Annotated in this window: 14 protein-coding genes and 2 pseudogenes; 9 read left to right on the top strand and 7 right to left on the bottom strand. The window is 52.2% G+C overall.

Translation table 11 applies throughout. The features are described 5' to 3' along the window. The 5 genes and pseudogenes from DBR24_RS17535 to DBR24_RS17515 all read right to left on the bottom strand — a co-directional run. Window positions 1-498, bottom strand: a pseudogene (locus DBR24_RS17535) (GNAT family N-acetyltransferase); the annotation flags it as partial. Next, complete coding sequence (locus tag DBR24_RS17530) at window positions 435-1,118, bottom strand: hypothetical protein (protein ID WP_256591597.1); 684 nt, start codon at window positions 1,116-1,118, stop codon at window positions 435-437. The gene DBR24_RS17530 and the pseudogene DBR24_RS17535, both read right to left, overlap by 64 nt. Before the next feature lie 142 nt (window positions 1,119-1,260). Further along, window positions 1,261-2,301: a DUF4238 domain-containing protein gene (locus DBR24_RS17525; protein WP_128615370.1), complete on the bottom strand. Its 1,041-nt coding sequence runs from the start codon at window positions 2,299-2,301 to the stop codon at window positions 1,261-1,263. Window positions 2,302-2,565: 264 nt separating this feature from the next. Continuing rightward, window positions 2,566-3,327 carry an HNH endonuclease gene (locus DBR24_RS17520; RefSeq protein ID WP_128615369.1) on the bottom strand — a complete coding sequence of 254 codons (762 nt, stop codon included), beginning with the start codon at window positions 3,325-3,327 and terminating at the stop codon, window positions 2,566-2,568. After that, window positions 3,324-5,624 (bottom strand): AAA family ATPase, encoded by a 2,301-nt coding sequence (locus tag DBR24_RS17515; protein ID WP_158277041.1) that lies wholly within the window; start codon window positions 5,622-5,624, stop codon window positions 3,324-3,326. The genes DBR24_RS17520 and DBR24_RS17515 overlap by 4 nt, the downstream gene beginning before the upstream one ends. 349 nt (window positions 5,625-5,973) lie before the next feature. Here DBR24_RS17515 and DBR24_RS32615 point away from each other — a divergent pair. Both DBR24_RS32615 and DBR24_RS17510 read left to right on the top strand, forming a co-directional pair. Beyond that, window positions 5,974-6,225 (top strand): annotated as a pseudogene (locus DBR24_RS32615) (gamma-glutamyltransferase); the annotation flags it as partial. 327 nt (window positions 6,226-6,552) lie between these two features. After that, complete coding sequence (locus DBR24_RS17510; protein ID WP_128615367.1) at window positions 6,553-7,485, top strand: hypothetical protein; 933 nt, start codon at window positions 6,553-6,555, stop codon at window positions 7,483-7,485. A 253-nt stretch (window positions 7,486-7,738) separates the two neighbouring features. Here DBR24_RS17510 and DBR24_RS17505 read toward each other — a convergent pair whose 3' ends face one another. Continuing rightward, window positions 7,739-8,509 carry a DUF4145 domain-containing protein gene (locus tag DBR24_RS17505; protein ID WP_128615366.1) on the bottom strand — a complete coding sequence of 257 codons (771 nt, stop codon included), beginning with the start codon at window positions 8,507-8,509 and terminating at the stop codon, window positions 7,739-7,741. Between the two features lie 617 nt (window positions 8,510-9,126). On the opposite strand from DBR24_RS17505, the gene DBR24_RS17500 reads away from it, so the two are divergent. The 4 genes from DBR24_RS17500 to DBR24_RS17485 all read left to right on the top strand — a co-directional run bounded on the left by DBR24_RS17500 (window position 9,127) and on the right by DBR24_RS17485 (window position 16,167). Next, window positions 9,127-9,663, top strand: a complete 537-nt coding sequence (locus tag DBR24_RS17500; RefSeq protein WP_128615365.1) for an SLATT domain-containing protein — start codon at window positions 9,127-9,129, stop codon at window positions 9,661-9,663. A gap of 1,964 nt (window positions 9,664-11,627) precedes the next feature. Then, entirely contained in the window at window positions 11,628-12,881 is a 1,254-nt protein-coding gene (locus DBR24_RS17495; protein WP_128615364.1) for a site-specific integrase, read from the top strand. A gap of 10 nt (window positions 12,882-12,891) precedes the next feature. Next, on the top strand, window positions 12,892-14,010 hold the full coding sequence (locus tag DBR24_RS31070; protein WP_177490606.1) for a tyrosine-type recombinase/integrase: 1,119 nt from the start codon (window positions 12,892-12,894) through the stop codon (window positions 14,008-14,010). A gap of 45 nt (window positions 14,011-14,055) precedes the next feature. Further along, a complete protein-coding gene (locus tag DBR24_RS17485) occupies window positions 14,056-16,167 on the top strand; it encodes a hypothetical protein (RefSeq protein ID WP_128615363.1) in 2,112 nt (703 codons plus the stop codon). A gap of 508 nt (window positions 16,168-16,675) precedes the next feature. Here the strand turns inward: DBR24_RS17485 and DBR24_RS17475 are convergent. Beyond that, the gene (locus DBR24_RS17475) at window positions 16,676-17,125 is read right to left on the bottom strand and encodes a hypothetical protein (protein WP_128615362.1); all 450 of its coding nucleotides are present in this window, start codon (window positions 17,123-17,125) and stop codon (window positions 16,676-16,678) included. A 928-nt stretch (window positions 17,126-18,053) separates the two neighbouring features. On the opposite strand from DBR24_RS17475, the gene DBR24_RS17465 reads away from it, so the two are divergent. The 3 genes from DBR24_RS17465 to DBR24_RS17455 form a co-directional block, all read left to right on the top strand. Then, a complete protein-coding gene (locus DBR24_RS17465; protein ID WP_218278140.1) occupies window positions 18,054-19,745 on the top strand; it encodes a class I SAM-dependent DNA methyltransferase in 1,692 nt (563 codons plus the stop codon). Between the two features lie 53 nt (window positions 19,746-19,798). Next, window positions 19,799-22,579: a hypothetical protein gene (locus DBR24_RS17460; protein ID WP_128615360.1), complete on the top strand. Its 2,781-nt coding sequence runs from the start codon at window positions 19,799-19,801 to the stop codon at window positions 22,577-22,579. Next, a partial coding sequence (locus DBR24_RS17455; protein ID WP_218278139.1) for a hypothetical protein occupies window positions 22,576-24,599 on the top strand: 2,024 nt, incomplete at its 3' end. The genes DBR24_RS17460 and DBR24_RS17455, both read left to right, overlap by 4 nt.

Genomic DNA, 24,599 nt, shown 5'->3' with positions numbered 1-24,599 from the left:
TTCCAGGCAATCGGCCAGACCACAATCGGCGGGAATATCAATGCGCACAAAGGCGTCCGGTATCTTGGCCAGCAATGTGGCGATCAGGTGTTGGGCCTGCTCAAGGTTTTCGGCGATCAGCGGGCCGATGCAACGACCGCGACCGAACGGACGCAGCAGGGCGAAGGCGCACAGTTGACCTTCGCGCACAATGCCCACCGAATGCTCGACGACGGTGAACAGCTCAGTGAGCACCGCTTGCCGATCCAGTCCGCTTCCGGCATTGGCCAGTTCCAGCACCCGCGCATGATCCGCTTCGCGCAGTGGGCGGCATTCTTCACCGTCTGCCAATGGCCCTGGCAGGGGTGCTTGCGCCTGGCCCTGGTGTTGCTGAATTCGGCCAAACTCGACAAAACCCTGGCTGGCGTACAGCGGTGCGCCAGCCAAGGTTGCATTCAATATCGCCGTGCTTGACTGGCAAGCCTCCAGCGCGTTCTCCATGAGTTTTCGCCCAATGCCCGCCGAAGCTGGTCGTTGAACTGGAGAACCAGGTTCAACACCTCATCCCTCTCAGGTCTCACCACTGGATGGACCACCTCGCACAGAAAGCGCAAAAATTCATCTGCCGTTCCGTCCATAAGCTGGAAGCGGCTGTCGGAGAACACCCAGTCATCGTCCCAATCATCGTTGTTGTAGCGATGCTGCCAGATGTCACCGGCCGCATCTGGGAAACGGCTGTCAGTGGAGGGTAACTGTTGAAGATTGACCAGGCGGCTGAGAAACTCGACATCGTCCAACTTACCGTGCCAGCGCACATTCTCCAGGTGCAATCCGTCGACAATGTTAACGCGCACTTGTCTTGGTAAATCGGACACGTCGGATCGCCAATCCGCTCGAAACTCTTTGGCTGGAACAATTTTGGCCGAGTACCAGTCCTGGCTCGTCGGCTCGATTGCCGCTTTAACCCGGGTGGTTATCTGTTCTTCCAACAGGGTCCGCTTTGACCCAAGGCGAGCATAGTCATCTGCTGGGAGCTGGAACTGCAACTCGATGATGTTCGTGCCGCCGTTCCAGTTGTCGTAACCGGTTTGCTCCAGATGGGCGGGGTATTTCCGCACGACTGTAGCCGCTTCACCCATGCCTTCGGCGCGTAATAGCGCATGCACGGTGGCGAGCAGTTGTTCAGTATCATTCATGTCTGATCTCAAGCTAAAAAACGTTAGCCGGGTAAGCGGCGCAGCACTCCGGATGCACATCCTGACTGTCCAGCAAAGTACTCGATTACACGCCGGCGGCGAATGCGACCTCGACTTTTTCCTGCTGGTTGCCCCAATCGCGCCAGCCTGCACGCTCCGCCTCAAAGCGCTGCAAATCCACCACGCGGGGACGGAGCGTTGCAATATCGGCAGGATCGCTGGAAAAAACAAACTGATCGGCGTGCTGTACGATCATTGTTTTGATGGTCTGAGCCAGTTCCCTGTCCACCACGGTGCCGCGAAGCGCGGGACGCTTGCCAACGGTGCAATGTAGGAGGTGCTTCGGACTCAGCGGCAGGAGCAGATCCCCGTTGTCCGCTTTCCAGCCGCTGTTAAAGGTATAACCGCCGTCTGCATAGACTCCGACCCGTATCAGGGGATTGTCTGAAGTTGGCCAGGTCATTCCTGGTGGGGCATGGAGAACTGTCCATCCCTTGGGTTCGATCTGCTGGATGGTTTCGGTGAGCAGTTTGCGCACTTGCCAAAGCCACAGCCGCCGCCCAACTACCGTCTCCGCTTTGAGCAGCCCGCTGCCGTCAGGTTGCGGCAGGGTGGTAATCCTGAACGGGCAATCATCGAGCACTGCTGCTACAGAAGAAGTAGGTTTACTATCGATAGGTAATCCGTGAGCAACCGCATGCTCCAAACGAGCGACTGAGCGTTGCAGGGTCGCGTCCATCAGCTCTGGGAGTATCTTCAGTTGGCGTTCCAGAAACTGTCTCATTCGAGCAGGAGTGCGCACATCTTGGCACAGGGCAAAACGGATCAGACGCTGCCAGTCCTCGGGCGTAAGGCGCTGCTCTTGAACCACTCGCTCAATCGCTGCCGCCGCCGGGGACTCGAAGTGCGTGTCCAGCCAGCGCTCGAACTCGTCGGTAAGCTGCCCGCCAAGGGTATAGGTGTACAGATGCTGGTGGAACGCGATGGCTTTGAGAGGTCTCGGTTGCCACAGCGGATAGATGTCGCGCGGCACCAGCAGGCGATAGGTCAGGACTTTGCCAGCGCTCGCCCAGTTTTTAAGATAAAGCTTTGGGATGTAGTGGTTGTCTCGATGTAACCCCGTCATCCATTGCTCCTTGTCGCCGGCATTAAGGCAAACCTGTGCGGCGTGTATTCCGTCGTAGTCAGGGCGTTTGCACGATGTCTTCTTCGAACTCGCGAACGGCCTTATTGATTTTTATCGCAAAGCGTCTTTCCACGTCACCTTCTTTAGCCGGTGCAGTGTCGGCTGCCCCGTCCAATTCCGCGCAAGCTTGCGCCATTGAGACAAGAAATAGGTGGACATAATTGCTTTGGGCGGGGGGGCAGGAAGGCGTATTGCCCGGACACACTACAAATGCGCCAACGAGACGCCAGACTTGCCTGCATCTTTGAGTCGCGTATCTACAGCATGATCAATCGCGTTGCGAAAAGCCTCGAAGGCAGGACGTGGAGGAGGCGCCGGGTCCGCCGTGACGTCGTCGACCAATTGCAACCACTCGGCCAACTGTGGGGTACTGCGTTGAAGACTTTCACGGCCTACCACGCGACTCAGCAAGTTGACGCATAGATGCCTACCCTGAGGGGTGAGGCCGTGGTAAGTGACAAACTGCAACCGATTGCTTTCGACGCGCATGTAACGGATGTGTTCGTCGTAGTGATGATAGCGCGGGTGATAAAAATGGTCTGCGGCTTCAATTCCTGGATAGAACCGTCGCGATCCAGTGAACGCGGCCCAGTCGACTGCGGCTTTTAATTGGTTGCAGTCGTAACAGGCGATGGCAAGGTTGCGCATATGCAGGGCGAATTCCGGATAGGTGTCGCGCGGTAGCACATGCTCAATGGGACTGGCATAGGCTGTGTTTAGCAGCCAGCGCTTGCAATAGCAGCAGCGAGGTTTTTGTCGCGATTTTAGGCGCTCACGCAAGAGGGCCTTGAGCGCTTTGCATTTCGTATCACTGATGTTTCCGAGTTGGGTCCAGACCGTCCTATCACCTGCCCGGGCTTGTTGTTGCAATGCACGTAGTAATTGCAGATGCTCCCGCCGCTGCCGGCTACGGGCTGCTGCACGGGACATTGTTGCAGTACTTGTCAATGAGGGTATGGAAGTCATGCCTCCACCTCTTGATCTGCCAGCATGTAGGCTTCATTGATGGCGGCATGCGCTTGTTCGATCAAAAGTTTGTCCTGCCGAAAGCGCTGGTCTTCGCTGTTTCCGCTGTTTTTCATGACCTCGGCCATGAGGCGAAGCTCCTTGAGCAGGGCTTCTTGCTGCAAGAGATTGGGCCGATGCTCTCGGTTTGTGGCTCGCACCGCCTCTGTCACCAATGCCGCACAGCGCTCAGCGATCTCTCGGTTGTGAGGAGTATAAGTCGCGAACCCATTAAGTAGGATGGTCTCCACTGAGTGGCGTTGCTCAGGTGGAATCGGAGACAAACCCTGGTCTATGGCAAGGAAGCAGTGGCTTGACTCGTCCTGAGCATTAGCGATCAATGTCGGAGAATGGGTGGCTATGACGAAGGAGCATTTCAGTTGCTGGGCCATAAGAGTGAAGAGGGCGGGCAGTCGCTGTTGCCATTGCACATGCAGACTGATTTCAGGCTCGTCGACCAGCAATACACTCCCGGGTTCCGCAGCGGAGACAATCTTACCGAGCAGCAGCAGGATCTGTTGCTCGCCAGAACTGAGGTGGGCAAAGCGTATGAACCGGTTAGTGTCGTGACGCTGAAGGGCGAGTTCCTTGCTGCTTTGTGCTTTCTTGGTCAAGCCTGTGGCGCCGGTCAGGGGCACTACACGACGCGCATGCTCATGGGTACGTAGCACTGCATCAGCTACGCCTCTAGGTACTAGATACATGGCTCGGCTGAAATCCATCTGGGCGAGTACGTCTTCAAGCACGGCCAGGCGCTCGGGTTGGGCGAAGACTTGTGCTAGTAGAGAGATCAGTTCGCTCTCCACATGACGGGACGAATAACCTTGTGCGGTTCTCCCGCCCAAATACCTAAACCAGGAGTATTCAGTCTGCTCGGGCAACGGAAAACGGTCAGTCGGTCCAAAAGCGATGCCAATGGAGACGCGATTTCGCCGGTCGAAATGATCAACCAGGCTACTAAGTAGGAGGCTTTTGCCCGCACCATTATTGCCGATGACATAGGCGCACAGATTCGCATCCTTATACCGTTCCAATACGTCGGTCAGGGAGCGGCTGTCTAACAAAGATGGTTTATGTTGAGAAACGCGCTTGGGCAGGTGCCGGTTGGCTACAGGTTTGCGCACAACTTCGGTCGACGGCAGCACCTTACACAGTCCGTCAATATCTACGTAGCCGCTTTCGAACAACTGATTGTAAAGGCCCTTCAGTTTCCCAAGGTATGTCGCAGGAAACTGATTGATACGAAACTTGTTCGGTGAAGCCCACAGCTCGCACAGGGCTGCAGCGAACCAGACTGCTTGTTCAGTGCCGACTCCATGATCATCGTCCACCAGCCAGCGGGCGTCGATGCAGAGAGTTTCGGTAGGGGAAAACTTCTGAGTGTTCAGCAACCAAGCACAGAGGTTGATTGGCTTACCCTTGGCATTGAAGCTGGTGAAATCGATCACGGCCTCCAATAGATCGTCGTAGTCCAATCGACGGCGCAACAACTGTTTCTCGTTTTCGTCCTGGCCTCTTTTAGAAGGGTTGAAAATGACTAACGTCCGCTGCGTGTTGCCGCCTTTGGACAGGTGCTCGGTTAGAATAGACAGGGGTAAGGACTGCGCGTCGGGAACGTCTAGTAGGGTCAGGAAGCTTGTGTCGTTAGGATTAGCCGCCGTGGGATTCACTATCTGATGTAAAACCATACGCAGCATTACCAGATCCTTGAATGGTGTTGCGAGCGTGCCGCGGTAATAGAGTTCCGGCCCCTTGTCGATCAGGCGATGCAAAGTTTGTGGTTCGCCGCTGTAAAAGCATAGGTCGTACAGCCCGTCACGTCGGGCTAGACCATTAGTTAGCGCTGCGACGATTTCGGCATGGCGCCGGTCGAAACCTTGTGCCACGGTGATCAGCTGATAAAACAACGCGTCGAACAGATAGAGTTTGTCGTCGTAATTCAGCGCGCTTACAGCTTCGCGAACTATACCCTTCAATGTGTGGTAGACCGGTGATTTCAGCCACTCGCGGGTCTGCTCGGCGCCGAAACTGTCCATCAGCCCAATAATTCGATTTTGATACTCGTCGAAGTTACGATTTTTTATATCGGTGGGCCGCCATTCGTTTTTCAATTTATCGCTCGACCAGTCCAAGGATTCGACGGCCAAGATGTAAAGCATTACATGCAGGAAAATCACGTCTTCGGGGGCATCAAGGAGTTGGTGCTGCGCGACTGCTTGATCCATCAGAAGGCCAGCCAGAATATCTCGTTCGTCCATGGGCTGCGATCCTAGATGCCGGTTCGGCGATACATTGAGGGGCAATGCCATTGAGTTATGGCTTTACCTGATAGTGGCGAGTAGCCATTCTGTGAGGATACTTACGTCTTAGCAACTCAGCAAGATGACGACACATGGGCGAGGTCGCCCACTGCAGCACGGCATAGGAGGATGCGCCGAAGTGGGGGGGCGGTAATACCTGTAGTGCTTCCATGGCATGCCAGTACGCTGTGTCGGCCATTTCATCCATGTCGTACCGTTCGAACTGATCGACTAAGCCTTCGGCGGCCAACGCTTGACTCTTGCATGGAGCTTCTGGCGGTGTTCCTCCAGGTTCTGCTGCCGAAATCCTCAGGGCCAAATGCAGAAAATCATGAGTCTGATGGGTTTCGACCTGAATCTGCAAGCCGCACTGGACACTCCTCTCTGGCAGTGACTAGGCGGGAAAAAGGTCGGTATCGAGCAGGGGATTTCCAGGGATTTCGCTAATGCTTTGGCACGGCGAGGTTATGAGACGTATCGGCAGTGATCTGACAGATTACGGAGTAGGGCAGATCATCCTTGCGACCCGGTCAGTGGTGTGTGGAGTCTGAAGGCGTGAGATCGAAAGCGGCCGATATCTCCCCGGAACTGGTTCTGCGTGCACTTCAGAGACCAGGAGGCTGCCAACTTCTTGATCAACTTCTACGTTCCGCCCGAAGATTGCTGCCATTTAGAAAGGCGTGGAAGGTGATGGCACTTTGGTGAAGGCGTCCTCTATTATTGCCTGATACGGCATCAGCGTATAAGGCATGGACCTGACGTCCCCCTTGGGTTGCGTAGTGAGGCCTCAGTGGAAATGATCGGCATTCAGGAAGAACAGGCGCACTTGGGGCTCGAGATCGCTCGGCGGGAATCCAATTACTATTGAATCAGAACGGGATATAAAATGAGTGCTAAAACTTGGAAAGCAATGTGGCACCTTGAGGGGCCGCCTACTGAATACGACTTCATGACTCATTGGGGGGCAACTAGCCTTCTTCAAAATGCAACAGATTTTCTCAATGAGGGGCTACAGATTCTATTTGCAAAAAATAAATCTGAAAGCAGTTGGAAGCTTTCGATAGTAGCAATTCAAACTTCGGTAGAGCTTCTCGCAAAGTATCGATTAGTGGATGAGCTTGGAATTAACTCCATTCTAGTTGGTGGCATTGACAGTGCAAAGCTTCAGGCGGGAAATTTCCAAACCACACCATATTCTAAGCTAATTAAGAAATTAGAGAAAGTTGAAGAGTTTTCGGATTATGACCTGGAGATTATTAGAAGCGTACAGCAGCTGCGAAATAAACTTGTACACTTTAATGTTGAATCAACTCATGATTACAGATATGCGGAGTGCTTTGCACTGTTGGTGCGAGCCCTTTTTTTGTTTGCAAGCAGAGATATCTGGACAAATGGTGAGATGATTGATCATACTCGGTTTCTGACCAAGGGAAACTACAGAAACCTCGTGACCAATGAAGCTTTTAGAGCTGAAGCGGTTGATTTTGCCTGCGATAGTTATGATGTTGATAAGGTTTTAAGGTGCTTCAATTGTGGTACTGATTCCTTCGGGTTTTCGGGTGGGTGGGATATTTATTATTGCTATTGTTGCGGGGTTTCTGTTCACTCCGATGTAGTAGATTTTGCACAGTGCGCTAGCTGTGGCATGGAGGACGGTGTCTACTTCGATCTCATGAACTCTGATGTTAATAAATTTCATTTGGGGAAGTGTGGATATTGCAAGGAGTTTCAAAGCGTACTTAATTGCCCTGAGTGTAGCACTGTAGAATCATTTCCCCAAGGCGCGAAGCCCGCTGCATGCCCTGAGTGCAAAAGTTGATTGATGGGTTTCGAGTTGCGCCTCAGCTCTCCCACAGAGAGGGCGATGGTGTACCGGCGCTTGCGTGTAAATCTATATATGTTTCATTGAATTTCCGTAAAGATAATATTACAGCTCCGTTCGGATTAAGCAAATGACGCAATCGTGAGGGTTGTCACGAGTCAGTCATGATATTTGTTGGTGCCCAGACGATAGCGTCGCGCCTATGCATTTAAAACTGCACGACGCTAAAGCTTGGATTGTGAGGTGTTGTTCAGGGGGTATTAAGCTCAGTGCATTGAAGAGAGGATGCCCATTGCTCGGACAGGTGGAGGAAGTTTTCTGTGTAGATCAAGGCGGACTCTGCTTCATTGCTGTGATAGAGCAGTAAACTGTGCGCGGCGTCGTTGCCTGTCAGCCTTATATTGTGCATATCATGAAAAAGTTGGTGTTCAATGTTCTTAGGATCGAGTTGGTCTCTGATGTCATTTTTTTCGTTCTGGGAAAAATTTGCCAAAAGCAGTTTTTTCAATCGTGTGAACAGTGTTTTTGCTGGCGTTGACTGAGGATGGCGCAGTTGCCACATTTTAATGGATTCAATGTCGATGATTTTTCTGCAAATTACACCGACCGAATCCCATGCCTGTAAGCTGTAACATTTCTTTGCCTGTTCAAAGAGATCGAGAATATTAACTGTTTGTGGGGAAGAAAAGCTCTGGGGTGGCGGGAGGACGGGCACGTCAAAGTCAATGAATAAATTTTTATTAATCTTCAGCTGTAGATTGGTTTCGGCGAAGTCTTTGAGAGTGGCGGTAGGGTTTTTAAGTTCGTTGTTAACTATCGACACTGTTGCGCATACATAATTTTTGCAGTTTTCGCAAAAAGACGAAATTGAAAATAGCCCAAAATCGAATGTTCGCCATTGGTCGTAGTGGAATTTCTCCATTACTGGAGAGACGTTTTCCGTACTACTCGCCAGCACTTTGAATTCTCCATAGTGTCCGCATCTGGGGCAATTCGATTTAAAAAATATGGTTTCGGTCACGTGGTCGCCCCTCAAATAATAGGATGATTTTCGTTGCTGTGATGTGTTTTTCGAAATCTCTTATGCCGACTATTATATAAATTACCAGAATATTTCTAGATTTCCAAAACGTTTGGTGTATGGCTAAGGGCTTGACGCATCTAACAATACTTCTATATTTGGTATTTCGCGAATTATTAAGCTCTAAAAAGGTCTCTCGAAGGTGGTGAGCACCGATTATTTTATTTTTAGAGTAGATTTTTTCTTTGCCTGTTGGCCGAAGATGTGCATCTAGCCCCCGGGTAGTTCTGACTCCCAATTTTTTTCCTTTAGGCCAAAGTCTCCGCATCAAGGTTTGCGCCGTAGAAGTATCCCGTTACGGAGCTCGTTTGGGTATCGTCGTAGCTTGGGGCAGTGTGAAGCGTGCTAGAAATAAGGGGGGCGGTTCACTTGCGGGCGAAGGTGGTTGCTGCTTTATTTCATTCGACCGCTGCGTAATGGCAAGGTAGAATCACGTGTTCGGCTGGTTGAACAGGCGAAGGGTGTGCCAAGTTATATGATTAAGCACATTACACTCATCGGTTGGCATTCCATCAATCAGTTCTTGGTTTTTCACAGGACTTTTCGGATCTGCGTCAGTGAAAGAAAATATATGGTTTACCTTTAAAGCTAGAATTCAAGCGCACACTCGCCTTGAGTGGTTAGACCTGCATTCGCAATTGTTGCTTGTATGGTATGCCATTTTGGGAACAGTCTTATCAGTTGTAAGCGTCCGCTACCCCCAAGCGTTGGGGTCGGATACGGACATACTTGCTGCTATTTTGTCTGTCGCGCTGCTTGCAGTGTCCTTGTCATTAGCTAATCGTGATTTTCGCGGGCGAGCATTGGCGATGCGGACCAATTATCGGGGTTTGCAACGCCTTCACGCTCAGATCGACAAAGACAACGATGCAACGCCAGAGCAGCTCACTTGTTATCATGATTTGTTAGCTCGATCAGAAAATCACCGAGATATCGACGATCTTATTTTTCGTGTAAGAAACTCTGCGACATTGGAAAATCGAAGGCCTAATCCAGGAGAGGTTGTCTATGCCTATATCTGGCTAGTTTCCCGTATTTTCGTAACGGTAGCACTCTATGGGCTACCTCTTCTCGTAGCGTACTTACTTAAATAAGCGTTTTTTTGTCATGCAAGTTCTCGATGAACTGTCACGATCGAGGGCACTTAAAGGGGGCTCATTAGAAGCTTCGCCGTGGACGGTCATCATGAGAGGGGTGTGAGCCAACCTGGCAATTGATTTCAAGCTCCCACTCAAGTGCAGCATCGACGTCTCTCAGCGGGGCGTCGCTGCTGAAATAGCTTGCGCAGGCAAGCAATCGCGTTGAAACGACCGGACTCGGCCAAATCTCGTCTACGTACGCTCTAAATGACTGTGCTCCGATCACTCATAGGCATCTCGGACGCGCGATGTGTGCATTGGCGGCGTATGTTGCAAAGCGAGATCAAAAACCTTGTAGAAGCGATTCCTCGTGCCTGTCCGATAGTCCTCCAGGATCTTTAAGAGTTGCAATCAAGGGGGGGCATGGGGTGAGGGCAGGGAGGGCAACCGGAAACATCGACGATGGACACTAGGTATCACAACTGACCAGATCAGCCTCTCGGAGATAAATCGCAAAATGCTTGGCTACAATATACAGCGTGCACACATGGCTACATCTTCACTCACCCGAAAAGACCTCAGCCACCGAACCGTGCGCCTTTTTGTAAGGATATGATGGCTCTTTGCCAAGGTTGAGCTCGTCAAAGCACTTGAAGGTATCGAACGGGGGCAGAGGGGGGGCTTAACAGGAAGAAACTAATGCGGTACTTGAACGACATTACTCTGCATGTCAAAGAAGCAAGATAGAATATCCTGCTCTGACAGTTAATGAATATTGAAAAATAAGATTTGGAAAGGTAACGCCACAACAGGCCGACTATTAACTCAACTAAATAGATGTTTAGTTGAATTGAACCCAGACCAATAACGTTACACCTCCAAAAACGAATGTGCTACGAGAAAACAGTAGTTAAACAGGCCGCTAATGAAAAGCAGCCGTGAATAATCGGAACGGGTGAAGTCGGCAATCCCCAATTGCGTTATTGCCAGCTCGGGATACGCTGCGACGCATTCAAAACGGGCGTTCAGCTAATCTAGTCGACATTTCCAAACACGTTTAGACCGCTTAAATAGTTGTATGTTTTCACAATGGCAAAACCGTACTTCATCGTGTTTATCACATGGGAGCCATTGCCTTTACCTATAACATGTTGGCCCGCATTTCGAGCGTACAGCATGAGCTCCAGGCATTCTGTTTACTGTGTCAGGAATGCACCGAAAACCGCTTGAAGTGCTTCCCGGTGACTTCCCGATCCAGGAATGCTCAAGCCGTCAGATCAAGCAGCGCCGCTAGCCGGAAAAGGCGCCTACATTTGCCACCTGATTCATACTTAAATGGTGTTTCAGAACAATGCTTGGTGCATGGGTCGCGAGGAGCGTAATTTTCGACGGCATCACCAGGCATTGGCCAATACCGGTATGGCTGTCCTTGAAATCCGCGCACCGACACCATGCCGAAAGCCTCAGATTTCACACAGCGTCATGATTGCTGACATTCTTGGAAGCGTTGTTCATGCAGACCGATCAGGTGCGACGGATGCGGCAAGATCAGCGCTAGACCTTTGAGAAGTCAAACGACTACTGGGCAGGCGATCTGCAACAACTCCGGCAACGAAGGACACCAGGCTCGATTCACCACGCTGACGTTTTAAGGATTTCCGATCCCGGTATGAAAGCTGATGCGCATATTTAAATAATATTATCTGGACGATGCAGTGAGCGGAGGTCACTAAGGGGCTGATTTTTCGGCCGTTTCATATTTAGCTGTTTATTCGCATATTTAAAAAATCTCGACAAGAGCCCCCCAGACCTCTATAGGACGCTTCGCATAATGTATATTATGTTAAACGAGGTGCTATGTTAAAGATGTTCATGAGGCTCGTAAGGCTCTGATTCGACAAACCCGCTTCTGGCATCCATTCTCTCAACGGGCCATGTCCAACGTGTTCATGGCGAGTCATTGAATGAGGTGGCTGCCGATGAAGCTGATTCAGTGCCGTTACTCTTCTGGTCAGCGGGTTCCGCTGCTCGTGCAAACTGAAAATGCGGCGCCGTTGCCTGTACTCGTCCCGTTCATCTACGTTCAACTCAAGCTAAGGTGCCGCGCTTACAACACAGCGTCGGCACACCTGCGCGCTATCCAGACGTTCTACACCTATGCGAAAAGCCGTGACCTCAATATTGATGACGCCATCTTGGCCTGCCACTTCGAGTCGATTCTGGCTTTACTGGACGGTTATGCCATCTGGCTCCAAAGCGGCCGTCAAGCCGATAACCTGGTCGCCCGAATCGGCAAAGCTGAAACGGCATCTTTTCCGCAGATCGATACGCGTACCCGTGACCAGTACCTGCGGTTGCTGAAGCTATACCTGTCCTGGTGTGTCACCCGATACTTCCCGCGCGCTCTTCAAAATCCAACCACCCTGGCTAACATTGAGGTGGTATTTGCAGATGTCGCCGACGTCATTGAGCGGCGCTTTGAGAGCTATATCACCAACGTTCGGCCGGACCGCGCTCGTTACCGCAGCCTGACGGATACGCAACTCCAGATCATTCGCACATTGATTCGCCCCGGCGCTACGGAGAATCCGTTCCCGGAAAGGCTGCAGTTGCGCAATTGGCTAATAATTGAATTACTACTGGAGACCGGTATGCGCCGAGGGGAGCTTCTCAAGCTCTACACCACGGATGTCAATGAGGGTTCTCAGCATGCCTATGTCAGCATCAATGACCGCGAACATGATCCCGGCGACCCGCGCGCTGAAGAGCCTGCGCTGAAAACACACGGACGGACAGTAGGTATCTCCGCGCAGTTGTATGAGGTCTACGAGCGTTATATCCAGGGCGAGCGACGCCCCCTGCGTAATGGCAAACCAATGAAATTGCTGTACCGCTATTTGTTCATCTCTGACCGAGGTCGCCCGCTGTCGATCCGCGCGTTGTCGAACGTCCTTGATCGGCTGTTTTTGACCATTGAACTGGCTCATCCGGGGTTGTTGCCTACACTTTCCGCGCATGACTTTCGCCACACCTTTGCCGATCGGTTTTTGGCTTACCTGGTCGAGAAGCGTGGGCATGACCTCGAGCGGGCCACGGACGAACTCCAACGAGTCTGCGGTTGGTCTGACACTTCGACGATGCCACGCCGTTATGCAAGTCGTTATCTAACCGAGTCGGCTAACCTCCACAACGCCCAGCGTGCCTCGGCAGCCTGGAGCCGACTTGACAGTTAAGGAGTTCGCCGTGACCAAATCAGCCGATCAAGAACACGCATTACCCTCCTCCTCTTTTCCGGCCTACGTGTTCGAGGGCCCGGCTCAGGTTGCGATTCGAACTCGCACCACTGACCAGCCTAGATACGTCGATACGCGGCTACCGGTGTGGACGTGGTACGACGGTGGGCTCGCGCTGAAAATTGACTGGGCCTCGCTTGACTTAACTCCAGAACTCAATGAAATAGCCAAAGGCTTTATGGCATATGCGTTGGAAAAATATGCTCCGCAGACAGCGTTCATGTTTGTAAGATCTCTTGCTTATTTATCTAGCACCTCGCTTGCCCGTTACTTTCCTTGGGATTATCAAAATTTAATCACTGAATTAAATAGCTTCAAACAATCTAGGCAACATCTAATTGGATTCCGCAGACTTTATCGCTGGGCAGTTGATAGAGGGATTAAAGGTTTTGATTCAAGCATCTACCTTAAAATCAAGGATGTAAAATCAGATCGGGTTGACCCGTATGCTCGAATTTATCTCTCGCAGTCTGGTTTAGAACTTGATGAAGAAATTCGATTGCTCAAACGCATTGAGCGAGAGGGTTCTTCTGACTCTTGGGAGGAAGTCCAGTTTAATATAGTGCTTCACTTGGGTTTTGAACTCGCACCACGATCGATTCAATTTCATTCGCTAGACATTGCGGACTTTGAGTACATTGAAAGCGCTGATCATGAGAAGTACTACACCCTATGGCTACCCATGGCCAAAAAGGTCGGACAGCGCAGACCTGAGAGACGCCCCCGCAAGATAACCACACGCCTAGGTGAGAAAATCTCGCGGCACGTTTCAGAAATTCAGCGCCGCTTTGGTAGCAACTGCGAACCATTATTTGTCAGTCCTCGTGGAAGGCGCCTTTCGGTTAGTCAGATCGGTCTAGGGCTCAAACGCGAGTTGCTCGAGGCCGGAGTAGCAAAGCAGAATCAGGTAACTATGTTGCTGCGTCATCACCTTGGACAAGGCTTGGCGGATCAAGGCACACCAGCAGACATGATTGCAGAACTGCTCGGCCACAACAGCACGGTTGCAGCGCGTGCTTACGTAACGGCCACCCCCTCGCCCAGCATCAGACAACCATCCTGGCGGTAAGCGCTACGATAGAACGCTGCCGGCAGCACACGGAGGATGCCGAAGATGACGCTGTCTAGGGCAAGGCAGAACCTCGAAAGCTTTATTACACAAGAGCAAGCGATTTTTCGGTCACTACCGATTTCAACACCGTGGCCAGAACCATTGTGGGGTATCGGAAATTGGTTACCGCAAAGGGATCATAACAAACATGCTCTTACCTTCGAGACGCACCGACAAGCCCTCGAGAAGACAGGTTATCTTGCCCCTATCAAGGGACCACTCCCCTCCGCGTTCCAGGATTTTAGCAAGGCCCTGATTGTGTATTTGCAACGCACCCGAAACCTAAAGTTTTCGATGGTCGCTGCATACAGTATTGCCGTCCGGCGGCTCTACAACCCCTTGTTTGAGCGCGGTGTATCCGAGCCCACACAATTGACGCGAGGCGATTTTGATCGCGTCGTGGGATTTCTCCGCGAAAGTGGTTACAAGAATCTCTACGACGCGATCTCTCATCTTCAAGTAGTAGCGGATACGATTGATAGTTTGCAATTAACCGAGATCGCCATACACTTTGAGCATGATGCAAAACCAGAAAAACGCCGACACGATTACATTTCATTGCACGATCCAGATCGTGCGGTAAAACAACGTAAATCTGATGATAGGTTGCCCCCTCGCGAGGCTATGGAAGCTTATGCCTTATGTTCGAACAACCCGATAAGTGAGAGCGAAGAAATCTTGCTGCGTGTTATCGATTTATTAATTGCGACTGGGCAACGTGGTAATGAGGTAGCAGTAATTCCCTATGACTGTTGGGTCGAGAGACCGATCAAAGGGACGACAGGTGAGGTGGTTGTAGATGCCAATGGCAGACCTCTGGTCGAATGCGGGATCAGGTACTTTGCGGAAAAGCGGTTTCAATCCCGTGTTCATTGGTTCGCAGAAAGCGACGTTCCTTTAGCCAGGCGTGCGGTCGAACGATTGAAGGTGCTGACGCAAGAGCAACGGGGAATCGCGAGGTGGCAAGAGACCCATCCTGGACGTCTCTGGGATTACTCTCCGCAGACTGCAATGTCAGAGAATGAAGTTCTGCGTTGGCTCGGATTTAGCCAGGGCCGAGACACCGCTAGAAATCTATACATGTACTTTTTACGAAACGAAATTCATCCCTGCGACCAGATCAAGGATCGAGGGAAGGCGATCAAACGCAGATACTTGGCTGGCGATATTGAGCGTTTTCTTGTTCCCAAACTTCGCGATCATGCAGCGCTTACTGAAAATGTTGGAGGCAAACTATGTGTTGTCCTAAAAACCAGCGAAACATTAGCCATCGCGTTTGATGGTCAATTCCGCCTCGGTGGGCGGGAAGCAAATGTGTTTCGAGTAATCCCGCGTCGAGTGACACTATTGGACATTAACCGCGCGTTGGGGAACGATGAAAAATATCCATCCATTTTTTCACGCCGATCATTAACAGAATCTAACGGCGCGCCTATTCGACTGACTAGCCACCAACCTCGACACTGGCGAAACACTATTTATCATCTGACCGGTATGAGTGATGTTCAGCAAGCATTGGCCTTAGGGCGAAAACGCCTCGACCAGAATGTCTACTACCAACACACAAGCATTGAGGAAAGCACTGCTGCGCATCACGAGTTCTTGGCGTTCAATAGCCATCACGAGCGCATCGATTTTCTGCATACAGGCATAAGAGATAAACGCATTCAGGGCGCGTTAACCGACAGTTACCATGCGTTGCTGTCAGATAAAGGCACGACAACTGCAGAAGCATTCCTCACCGTACACGCCACGGCGCTACACGTAACACCCTTCGGAGGTTGCATTCACGATTTCTCCCAAGCGCCCTGCCCTAAGCATCTTCAGTGCTGGAACGGCTGCTCGCATCTCCATCTGATGGGCACTCCATCCGAGCGCGCCAACCTTGAGAAACAAGCCGAGAATTTGATGACGGCAATCACCATCATGCGCGATGCCGGCGCCGGAGAGGCAGGTAGCGATGTATGGCTGATGGACCAGGAAGACAAGCTCAACAATTTAAAATCCGTCCTCGCACGCGATACCAATGTAGGTGTGCAACGCGTATTTCCGAATGGGCATCCAATGACGATTGCGGACACGGACAAACGGCACAGCTCTGTTTCAGATGACTAGAGGCGACCATGGCTCATCGACAGACCTTGAGAGGCGGGACCTTGGATGAGGCGATCGACGCCCTCCTCGCCCAAATGATTAGCTTAGGACTAGAGAACGCGCCTATTTCGCGCCCCGAAGTGCAGCGTCGATTGGGTCTGACTAGCCGAGCTACCTTAGTGGGGGACCGTGGGATGCGAATCGAGTCCGCCCGTATCGCACAACTCAAGGAGAGTGGGAGAGATCCAGACGGTGCCCGCCGCCGAAGAAGCCTCGAAGAACGTATTGCTAATCTGCAGGCGGAGAATGCCGACTTGATAAAGCAGCGAGACCAGCTCTTTGAAGCACTGTCGGCAATTGCGCACAACTGTCTGCTGAAAGGATTGGATGTCGAAAACATACTGACTCCGTTGCGGAAACGGTAAGTGGCAGAAAGGTTGCCAACGCCGCCAACTGACTCGGCGGGCAGGCTAGATTGCCTAATCGCTAGCGCGTCGAAGATGCCGTTAACCGTTCGAGCGTGTTGGTCTCATGCTTGCCGAGATGCCGGTGCAGCCGAAAAAATGATACGAGGATTTTGCAAATCGGATGTGCTGGACCCCAAGGCCTCAGTGTAGGTATGCCCTCCCTCCAGGCTATACACGTAGGCCGCCTCCTCACTGGTGTTATCCACCATTTCGCGCACCTCTAACAGCCTCTCCATCTTCCACCCGTCACTTCCGTTCAGATAAGCCGGTGAAACCAACTGCACATCCAACAGCCAGATGTCTGCTCGCTGTTCGTTAAGTAGCTTCTCAAGCGCTGAAACGCTGGCAAGCATAACCATACTAGTCAACGCTTCACCGCCTTGTTGTCGCCCTACTCTGACGTAAAACCAGGGACAATGAGTGGTCTGCTCAACGTACTGCCAGTACTGGGTAGAGTCATCACCCAGGTATGCGCCGAGGAAAATCTCTGCTGGTTTGTGAGTGATGAACATAGCTCCACCCCAAAAGTGAACACTATAGATTGTAGCTCTATAGAGCTCGCGAAGGCTTCATCGTTCCTTTTGCGAGGTCGGCAATATGGAACTGCAACAGGCTTTTGGCACGGCCCTGAAAAAGCTGAGATCGGAGAGAAAGCTTTCCCAGGAAGATTTGTACCTATCTCAGCACCCTTGAGCGCGGTCTGAAGAGCCCTACGATCGAGAAGGTAGACGAACTGGCATCGGTATTAGACGTTCATCCGCTCACCATACTCGTAGGCTGTTATCTGCTTCAGGATCAGCCGACTTCTCTTGAGAAGCTGTTTTCCCGTATCCGAGCGGAGCTATCAACCGAAATCGAAGGGTTATCTGAGGACTAAGGGGCGACTAGCTTGTGCTAATATCCCAACTGAACTGAAGGCGGAATCCGCAACCATGAAGCAACCTATTCAGTCAGAAAGCAGCCTCAGTGAAATTTTAGAGGGGAAGCGGAAACGTCGCGATGCGTTGATGCTTGCTCTTAGCCTCGCCTCACCCTCCGAGCTTGAAGGATCCGCTCAGCGTTTGAGAGAAGTGATGAGAAAACCGGCTGAATCAAGGCGTCAACGAATTCTCCCCCCGAAATTTTCCCTCTGAGCAAAAAGTGCGGTTCCTATCTTTTTGAAGAATTGCGCACGTTGATTGCTCCTCTAAGGCTCTAAAACTCAGAGTGCTTAAGAATCTAAAGCTGCCTCATAAAGCTTGTTCTGTAGATCTGGGATAGGTGACCTGACAAAATGCCACTGTTCGATAAGCAAGCTACTTATCCTATTCCAAGGAGAGGAATGATGTACGGCCCGCCCCTTCACACATCGTTGTTCGCTCCGCGCTATAAATGCGTACCAGGCCTGTGCCACCTATGACTCTCCCCACTAAAACTCACTTTCACAGCCTAGTCCGCGACATGCGTGTGGTGATGCAAGAGGCGAAGCTAGAGCCGGATTTGATCCTGGGCAGCGCATTAGCAAAATGGTGCAGTAACTGTTTTCCGGGATTACCACAGTCCGGTCTACCCGTAGCAACCCTACTCTTGAACGAGCCTGCCGTGTGCGCGTTCGTGGCGTTTGTAAGCAAACTTGACTTCATCGAGTCGACCTACTGGTTCTCCTCGGCGTACGCGCAACTGTTGGGAAGCGAGCGCAGAAAGCAGCAGGCGATGTTCTTTACTCCGCCATCGCTAACAAGGCGTTTGCTTGACGACCTGTCAGCCCAGGGCGTCGATTTTTCCAATCGCAGTTTTTGTGACCCCGCGTGTGGCGGCGCTGCGTTCTTGGCGCCTATCGCTATGCGCATGCGTGATTTGCTTCGCCGACAGGGTGCAAGTGCCCAACAGATAGTGAGCCACATTCAAGAGCGAATTTTGGGATTTGACCAAGATGCCGCCTTATGTGAATTGTCAAAGCACTTCCTGCTGATGGCGCTCCATGACGAGGTAGTCGCGACTGACAATTACCCCGTGTTTCAGGTCTACCAGGGCGACTCGCTTTTACAAACCAAGCACCTGTGGGAAAGGCTCGATGTGGTGGTATGCAATCCTCCATTTAGAAAGATGCGCGCAGAGGAAGTCAGTCAGTACGTCCACGAGTTTGAAGACGTTGTTCAAGGCCAGCCGAATCTATATGCCCTCTTCATTGCCTTGTGCATCAAACTTCTCGCTACGGGTGGCATCTGCGCACTGGTCACACCGACTAGCTTTTTGTCTGGTCAGAACTTTTCCAGACTGAGAAGTTACATGATGACGCAAACCACGTTGCTCGGTATTGGTATGGTTGGTGACCGTATTGGCGTCTTTATAGATGTCCAACAGGAGACCGCATTGACGTTAGCGCGGCGAGAAAAAACAGGGCATGCGCCAAGCACCGAAGCGAAGGTGTCGTTGGTTTCAAAAGACGGTAGTTACATTGAAGTTGGTCTATGCATCTTGCCCAACATGGGGGCCGCGTGGCCAATCCCCCGGTTGGAGAGCGACATCGCACTGCTTAAAAGCGCGGCAAAATCGAATGCTGGCTTAGTGGACTACGGGTATGCGCCCCGTATAGGCGCGTTTGTGTGGAACCGCGACACACGCACAACCTACGCCTCGACGAAAACGGCTGTCGGCGCGCGTGGCGACACGGTGGTTCCGCTGCTTTGGTCCAGCGACATTGCACCTAACGGTTCCTTGCGCTTTAACGGTGCGGCTAAAGCGAACAAAGAGGGCTGTTTTGTAAATATGGGGGCAAAAGACCATCGTTCCATCATTCGCCGGCCCAGCGTCTTAATGCAACGCGTGACATCCAACGAGCAACCGCGACGATTAGTTGCCGCAACTGTTCCGACACAGCTCATAGACACCTATGGCGGATTCGTTGGTGAAAACCACACCGTGATTCTTGAACAGATAGCCCCTGAACCTGCATTGACACCTGCTCAGTTGGTGCAGTTGCTTGGGACGCCGACCGTAGATCGCTACTTCCGCTGCATCTCTGGAGCGACCAACGTATCAGTGTTCGAGCTCAACCAACTCCGACTGCCTGATCCTGGCCGGCTCAGGATCTACCTCGAACAAGGCTTAGACATGGCAAGTGCTGCTCGAAAGGCATTGGAAAAGCAGTAGACCTTTCGCTTATGCTGCCTGAACGCTGAAATCTATCGACTTAAGCAGGGCACATGGCATCAAGGAAGAAGCTCAACGACTTAATGGAAGCTCAACAGCGAAGGCGCGAAGAACTTGCCAAGCTGTTTGCAGCCCGCAAACCTCTCACCTATGCAAAACCAGCGCTGAAAACCCATGCGCACAAAACGGCTCACATCGCCCCCGTAGAGGCGACACCTCCCATTGTCGTACCTCGCACGCATGAAGCGCTCATCGCGATGTATCGTGACGGCATTTCGCAGCCAAGCGCGCCCTCATCAACGCTTTTAGCGCTGGCAGACCTTTATCTACATGCTGCCGAGCACCGCTCACGGCACATCGTGATGGCATGGCCCGCGGCGCCCAAAACCTTGCCTCTGGTACACGCGTTAGCGACGTTGGCTCGCTGGCATCATGGAGACAAGCAAGGGGTTCGGGGTTTACTTTTTCCTGTCAAGAGCAATGTTTTTTATGGTCTAAATCACGTCCATTTTGATCGAAGCAGCATTCTTCGTATCGCAAAAAATTTGGTTGAGGTGAAAGCCAACGTAAATGTGACTCGCTCTATGGGGGACAAGGACGCATTTTACTTCTCCCTGGCCGATAGCAGTTTTCCCCTAGGCGCGAGCGACCCATTCCATCCGACGGTCGGTGAGCTACTACCTCACTTCATTGCGAATCCCGATTTTGATGGCTGGCAATCTTGCGATGAACGTCTTTTGGCGCTTATCCGAGCCAAACTGAAAAGGAGAAGCCACGCTACTGCGTTAAAAATGAACTGCGCAGTCATCGGTCATCCGGGAACAGCACCAGACGCACTCTTTGCACTTGATGGGCGGATGTCGGAGATCGAACTTCAACGCGCCTGCAAAGAACTGGCTAAGCTCGGCTCACCAGAAGTCGTGCTGATTCAGGCTACGCGAGCAATACGCTTGGAGGCCAAAAGCTGGAAAAAGCGACTGGCACGTTTCTGCCTAATGCTGGAGGACGTGTTTCGGGGACATACCCCCGGCGTTATCGTTATCACCGATGAGCCGCATGCTGCTTTCAGGATCAAGGAGGAACTCTGGGAGCAGAACTTCAAGCGTAACGCCTCAAATCAATGGCACACCTCCCACGAATTCAAAGTTTTAGGTGTTCCGAGTACCGTTGGGGGAGCGGGATTATTGGCACCGCAGGCTCAGGAAACTCTGCATCCTGCTCCGCGGGAATTTGACGTTCTGATCGTTGATTCGGATACGGCCAAAACAGCTAACAGACTGGTACGCATCGCCAATGGAGTGGCCGGAGGCAAGGAGTCCGCAAAACCATTAGTCGACGCAGCGTCGTTCCTTTCTCGTTTAGCAGCGCTCCCCTGCGGCGTCAGGCATATGTCGGAGTATCTGGGAGGTATTGAAGTGTCGGAGCGGACTCGCGCCGCATTCGATTGGCCCAACCACCTGGGTGGCGCTAAGGCGTTCGAGCGTAACGTTGGTGTTGGAGACCAGCGCCCCGCCTTACTTGAGTGCCTTGAGCGCAGCTCACAACTATTCTGCAATTATCATGAGGCAACCCCTTTCGCACACAAGTTGGCCGAACTTGTCTCCAATGCCGCAAGGAACAAAAAGCGTAAGGTTGCCATCGTCTTTACCAGTGCGCTGTATCTACGCCTCGCCGAGCGCTTCCTGACAGAGTATAACCAGTACCCGGAAGGGATTACTTACGAGTCTTTTCATGAGCGTATACAACTGCTGTGCGCCGCTCACCTCGAAGAGCGCCTTGATGGGCTGCTAGGCTCGGCACTAGTTTTTGCTGGGTTGAATGAGGACTGCCTGCGTCTATTACTGACAGATGACCGCGTTTCCTCCCACACGGTGCTTTTGCTCACCCAGCGAGCCGGCCAGTTCCTGCGGGCCACACTCAAGCCCATTGTCGAGCTGATGCCCGAATTTAGATCTTACAAACCTCGGATGGAATCCATCTTAAGGAAACTGAAGGACCTTCCCGAGGACGCATCTGTCCTTTCCACAGGAGACTATTTGCTTCCTACGTTCCGTGTCGAATTGTCATCGGACGCTTACTCAAGCGGTGATGATGAAGCAGGATCTTGGGTTATCCGGTTTGACAGCGACGCGACGCTGTTTCGCAATGAAAAATCGGAAATGTACGTATACGATCCGGCGTCGCCGCGGGCAGCAGATGTAGGTTTTCGGATTTGCCATGTCTGCTCCTTAGAGGTGGGAGATAAGGTGTTTGTCATGTCGGCAGAGCTACGCGAGATGGTCGAGCAAGTACTCCGTGACGCAGGCGTGCCTATTCAGTCGGACAAGACGTTCGAATCTGCCTTGCGAAGCTATCACGAGCAGATTCAGAAGTGCCTCGCACAACGGTTCGCGCTGGGCACACTCTCTGACAAGGTACGGGTCATACGTGAACAGATGCTTGCGCTTGACCCGCTTCTGGAAGGAAAGCTTCCGGGTGCCCAGGCGATGCGCCAGTGGATTGATCTAGGACGCTCGCTCGACACCCCGTTCGAGCAACTTCGCCCACAGGCACCGCAGCGTGAAGAGACTTTTAAGGCGTTTGCAACAGTGCTTGGGCTTTCTCCGTTGGAAGCTGCCTACCAGTGGCAGCGCGTGATCATGGCGGTGCGTAACTCGCGCCGCCTAGATGGTCGCCATATCGCGGACATCTACGCGTACATGCTCCTGCAGCCCGAATCCGTTATGGCCAACTCAAGTATCAAACGGACAACTTTGGATCAACTTTTCGACAAGGCACGTGAAAGCATTGCCTGCGTCGAGTATGTCGGCCCCCTTAAGGAAACGCAGCAATGAGCCAGCCCACGCTTCGTGCCGATCCGGCAAAGGTCTCCTCCACCCTTAAGGAAGCGGTCGTCGATAGCCTCCTGAATCTGACGTATGCGCAAATCAGCGGCCAAGGTTCCACGGGGCGATATCTCTTTGGTGCTCGCCCGAGAACATTGTTGAACTCTGGTTTCTTGTTGCCCCAACGCAGCCAATCCGGAGACGACGAAGTCACATCTCCTATCTGGATTTCGTCGCACGGGCTGCAGATGCAACTCAATGCCGTCGCGTCTTCAGTGATAACGGTGCTTCCAAGACTATGCATCTACGTGCGAGTGCTGCCACGTGAAGAGGATCTTAAAAGACCAAACTGTCGTCCCGTCTTTATGTTGCGCCGAGCTGTAGTTGATGAGATTCGGGCCGAACGTAACCGTCGACTGGAAGCAGCTTGGGAGAAAGCCAAAGGCACCTACAGCTCGAAATATAAGCATCCCGGGTGGGCGGCGATCCGGTCTTCGGTGGTGGAGGAAATTTACGCGGCAAAGGGCATCCCGAGAGATCTGTTGACCTCTGATTTTTCCCACGATTCGGCCGAAGCTGAGGATATTTCTTCCGCTGAAATGGAAGCACTCGGCGAGAGCACGACCGAAGGAGCACTCGTCAACCCACGCGAAGCCCTTCCTATCAAAGACGAGCACTTCGAGCCATTAGCAGTCCCACATAAGTGGTTGCGACTAGATGTTGAGTTACCAGCACTAGAACTCGATACCACGAAATCCGTTGAAGCGCTGCAGCAAGACATCGATACCCAGGCCTTACGGATGAATGAGGCCGTGGATAAGCGCCTGCAGGACTGGGCTGAAAGCGACGATCTAGACTGTGGTGGAAAGGCTTGGGGATATCGACACCAGTTAAGCATCCCCGCCAGCCAATACACAAATTGGGATGAATTTCTCCAGAGTGCGCGCGCTTCTCAGCTGCCGCTAGCATTGCCGCAGGTTCGTTTGGATTGGGATCTTGAACTGCACACTGACTGGCTCGAGCCCTCTAAGCGCAGCTTCTTTCTCGCACTTGAAAATGTCAGCAGCATGCCGACCCAGCACGTAGACGAGACGGATGAAGCTGTCTTTCTCGTCTCTCTGCTGGCAAAGCTTCCGACTGCGCTTCACCACGCGTTGAAGCTCGAGCGAATTGAACCCTCCTACCGCTATAACAAGTATCTGACACAGCCAGCCATGGGGCATAACTGCGGAGTTGTACAAGTACAATCCGACCCTGCTGTCCGGATTTTAGAGACAACCTGGACGCCCCGTTACACCCAGCCGCGAATCATTCCTACGAGTGCGAATGGCGTCGTGCGGCAAATACGTGCCCTCGCACAAGCTGACGGGTTAGACGGTTTGGCAGCACTGGTTCCAGCCATGCAGGAATGGCTAAACAAACTCCCGGAAAACGTGAGCCCTGCCGCTGGCCTCCCCGCTTCCGACCTCGCCGGAATTGCGCGGGAAGAAGAGGCATTCCGTCAGGACATTCGAAAATGGACCGCGGAGATGGCGACGGTCGCTGCCGGCCTGAAATGCTTGAGTGAATCGCGCGCGGCTTGGCGCGAACGAGGCCCGCAGGCTGACCCCAGGGCTATTGTCTATGAAGCCTGGTTAGCCACTAACGAGACCATGGCTAACTTCATGCAGGCCCGTTTTGGAGGGGACGACAATGAGTGGCGCTTGTTTCAACTCGCTTTCATCATCGCTAATATCCCTTCTCTAGCTTCACGCATTCCGGAATACTCGCACCTCTACGACGAGACCAGAGACGACGCTGTCACCCTTCTTTACTTCGCGACCGGCGGTGGTAAATCCGAAGCGTTTTTCGGATTGCTGACCTTTAACCTTATGCTCGACCGGCTCAGGGGAAAGCACGTTGGGGTCACCGGGCTCATTCGCTACCCATTGCGATTGCTAACAATCCAGCAAGCCCAGCGATGTGCACGCGTACTAGCACACGCCGAGCGTGCCCGATGTCGCCATGGCTACGGTGGTAACTCATTCTC

The sequence above is a fragment of the Pseudomonas sp. HMWF006 genome (assembly GCF_003061205.1).
In the GTDB taxonomy this organism is placed as follows: Bacteria; Pseudomonadota; Gammaproteobacteria; order Pseudomonadales; family Pseudomonadaceae; genus Aquipseudomonas; species Aquipseudomonas monsensis.
Note: the sequence above shows the minus strand (reverse complement) of the source record. Positions and strands in the feature narration are given on the sequence as shown.

What these genes read in the sequence shown, in the direction of transcription:
- DBR24_RS17530 (WP_256591597.1), bottom strand. Translation starts at nt 1,118, where the DNA reads ATGGGTGAAGCGGCTACAGTCGTGCGGAAATACCCCGCCCATCTGGAG.
- DBR24_RS17525 (WP_128615370.1), bottom strand. Translation starts at nt 2,301, where the DNA reads ATGACGGGGTTACATCGAGACAACCACTACATCCCAAAGCTTTATCTT.
- DBR24_RS17520 (WP_128615369.1), bottom strand. Translation starts at nt 3,327, where the DNA reads ATGACTTCCATACCCTCATTGACAAGTACTGCAACAATGTCCCGTGCA.
- DBR24_RS17515 (WP_158277041.1), bottom strand. Translation starts at nt 5,624, where the DNA reads ATGGACGAACGAGATATTCTGGCTGGCCTTCTGATGGATCAAGCAGTC.
- DBR24_RS17510 (WP_128615367.1), top strand. Translation starts at nt 6,553, where the DNA reads ATGAGTGCTAAAACTTGGAAAGCAATGTGGCACCTTGAGGGGCCGCCT.
- DBR24_RS17495 (WP_128615364.1), top strand. Translation starts at nt 11,628, where the DNA reads ATGAAGCTGATTCAGTGCCGTTACTCTTCTGGTCAGCGGGTTCCGCTG.
- DBR24_RS17485 (WP_128615363.1), top strand. Translation starts at nt 14,056, where the DNA reads ATGACGCTGTCTAGGGCAAGGCAGAACCTCGAAAGCTTTATTACACAA.
- DBR24_RS17475 (WP_128615362.1), bottom strand. Translation starts at nt 17,125, where the DNA reads ATGTTCATCACTCACAAACCAGCAGAGATTTTCCTCGGCGCATACCTG.
- DBR24_RS17465 (WP_218278140.1), top strand. Translation starts at nt 18,054, where the DNA reads ATGCGTGTGGTGATGCAAGAGGCGAAGCTAGAGCCGGATTTGATCCTG.
- DBR24_RS17460 (WP_128615360.1), top strand. Translation starts at nt 19,799, where the DNA reads ATGGCATCAAGGAAGAAGCTCAACGACTTAATGGAAGCTCAACAGCGA.